Raw genomic sequence first — 2584 nt, 5'->3', positions numbered from 1 at the left:
ACCCAAGGGATAGCTCACTTCTTTCATAAAGGGAATCAGTAAGTTCGATTTAGCTGGCAGATCTAAAGCAAAGCCACTTTTAAGCCAATCGAAGAATAGTTGTAACACTTTGAAATTATTCACTTCCGATACAGAGAAGGCTAAATAAATAGCGGCGAATAATCCGATCAAAGTCTGCCAAAAGAATTTTTCTCTTGAAGCCATTCCCTTAGGATCTTTACGTGCAACCTTACGGTAATCGTCAACCCAGCCTACCAAGCCAAATCCAAAAGTCACAATCATCACAATCCATATAAAGCGATTGCTCAGATCAGCCCACAACATGCATGAAATAAAAATACCCAAAAGAATCAATACACCACCCATGGTTGGTGTGCCTGATTTCACTAAATGGGTTTGTGGACCATCTGTACGAACTGCTTGACCCATCTTTAATGCAGCCAACTTCCGAATAACCCACGGGCCAGCTGCTAACCCGATTAGCAAAGCTGTCACAGTTGCCATCACCGCCCTAAAGGTGATGTAGTTAAAGACTCGGAAAAATCCATAATCATCCTGTAACCATTGCGCCAATATTAAGAGCATGTTTTAGCCTCCTCTAATAAGGCCTGTACTACCCGCTCCATACGCATAAAACGCGATCCCTTAACCAAAATATCTAAATGTATTTGCTTGCTCGACTCGTGGTCTGCTAGTGCCAAATTGAGCTCTTCGAGCAAGCGATCTAAAGTTGTGAAGTGAGTGGCCCCGCTAGTAGCCAAGGCCTTCTCTGATTCGTTAAATCCCTGAACAGTAAATTTGCACTGCTCTCCTAAGGCGAACAACTTACTAATGCCCTGCTCAGCAGCATAGGCGCCGACTTCTTCATGAAACGCAGGACCTTGATCACCTACCTCACCCATATCGCCCAGCACTAACCAAGAAATATTTCCAGACTGTTTGAGTGCATCAATAGCAGCTCTAACCGAATCCGGGTTGGCGTTGTAACTATCATCGATCAAAGTGCGCCCAACACTTAAAGGCTTTGACTGCATGCGTCCATTTACTGGAACAAAAGATTCCAGACCAGCTTTTATCTGCTCCAAACTTAAGCCAGCACCCAATGCGACTGCGCTTGCCGCTAATGCATTGCGAACATTGTGGCTTCCTAATGTATTCAGTTGAACCTCAAACTTGCCAAGATCAGTTGAAATCTCAATTCGCCCGCTGGCCAATAACTTACCAACTACAGAGGCTTTAGTTGAAGCAGAATCTGTAGTCAAAGTAAAATCAATCACCTTACGTCCTGCGGCAGCTTGATACCAAACTTTAGAAAATTCAGAATCAGCCGGAAATACTGCGACTCCGTCCGCAGGAAGTGAGCTCAAGGCAGTTGCATGTTCTTGTGCAACAGCTTCTACGGTTGCCATAAATTCTTGATGCTCGCGCTGAGCATTATTAATCAGCCCAATATTGGCTTGAGCAATGACAGCTAACTCTGCTGTTTCGCCGGGATGGTTCATGCCTAACTCAATTACTGCCAAACGATCAGTCGAGCGCATGCGTAACAAAGTTAAAGGCAGTCCAATATCGTTATTGAAATTACCTTTAGTAACTAGAGTGCATTTCTCACTAACAGCAGCTTTAAAGATGGAGGCAATCATTTCTTTTACAGTGGTCTTACCATTGGATCCTGTTACTAAAGCCACCGGAATAGAGAACTGTGCCCGCCATGCCTTTGCTAGCTCGCCCAAAGATTGTTTAACATCCTTGACACAAACTGCCGCTAAATTTTCTGGGCATGCTGCTTTATCACTAATGAGCGCCCCACTTGCTCCTGCTGTGGCCACATCCCCCAAGAAATGATGTGCATCAAAACGTTCGCCCGACAAGGCAATAAATAATTCACCAGGCCGAACCTGGCGACTATCACTACCCACATGATCAATAGAGATCGATGATGCAGACTGGCCATTAGCATGAATCAACTGACTGCCTGGCAACATAGCATGTACCTGAGCAAGCGTGGTCATTGGGGTAGCAACCAAAGTAGTCATAAACCACCCCCTGCTGCTAAACGAATATGCTCTTGATCAGAAAAATCAAATTTCTTGCCATTGATTTCTTGAGTGGACTCATGCCCCTTGCCTGCAACCAAAACAATATCTTTTATATCAGCATGTCGAACTGCAGCCATGATGGCAGCAGCTCTATCAGGCAGTACTTGCACATTTGCCAAGTTGCCAGTCATGCCAGATTGAATCATGGCAATAATGGATTCTGGATCTTCAGATCTTGGGTTATCACTTGTAATGACAATGTGATCGGCAAACTCCTGAGCAAGTTTACCCATTTGCGGGCGTTTACCTGAATCTCGATCACCACCACAACCAAAGACACACCAAACTTTTCCATCGCGTTGATTTGCAATTGGGCGCAATGCATTCAATGCTTTAGTAAGTGCATCCGGTGTATGCGCATAGTCCACAACTATCAATGGACCCTCGGTTCTTTGCGTTTTATTCAAACGAATCAATTCCATACGGCCAGGAACAGCACTTAGCTTACTCATACGCGTAGAGGCTTCGCCTAGACTGATACCTTG

The 2584-nt window shown here is 44.8% G+C and carries 2 protein-coding genes and 1 pseudogene; all 3 read right to left on the bottom strand.

Annotated elements, in window-relative coordinates; all coding sequences use genetic code 11:
* Positions 1-585: pseudogene (locus B7X71_RS15005) on the bottom strand (phospho-N-acetylmuramoyl-pentapeptide-transferase); the annotation flags it as partial.
* The gene (gene murF / locus B7X71_RS15000) at positions 576-2036 is read right to left on the bottom strand and encodes a UDP-N-acetylmuramoyl-tripeptide--D-alanyl-D-alanine ligase (protein ID WP_293601266.1); all 1461 of its coding nucleotides are present in this window, start codon (positions 2034-2036) and stop codon (positions 576-578) included. The gene murF and the pseudogene B7X71_RS15005, both read right to left, overlap by 10 nt.
* Positions 2033-2584, bottom strand: a 552-nt coding sequence (locus B7X71_RS14995) for a cyanophycin synthetase (RefSeq protein WP_293601265.1), incomplete at its 5' end; no start/stop codon positions are given. The genes murF and B7X71_RS14995, both read right to left, overlap by 4 nt.

It is taken from the genome of Polynucleobacter sp. 39-46-10 (assembly GCF_002282275.1).
The sequence above is the reverse complement of the archived record's forward strand: the minus strand, read 5'-3'. Positions and strand labels throughout refer to the sequence as shown.

Bases quoted from the DNA above. Each gene is read 5' to 3' on its own strand.
- murF (WP_293601266.1), bottom strand. From the start codon at position 2,036: ATGACTACTTTGGTTGCTACCCCAATGACCACGCTTGCTCAGGTACAT.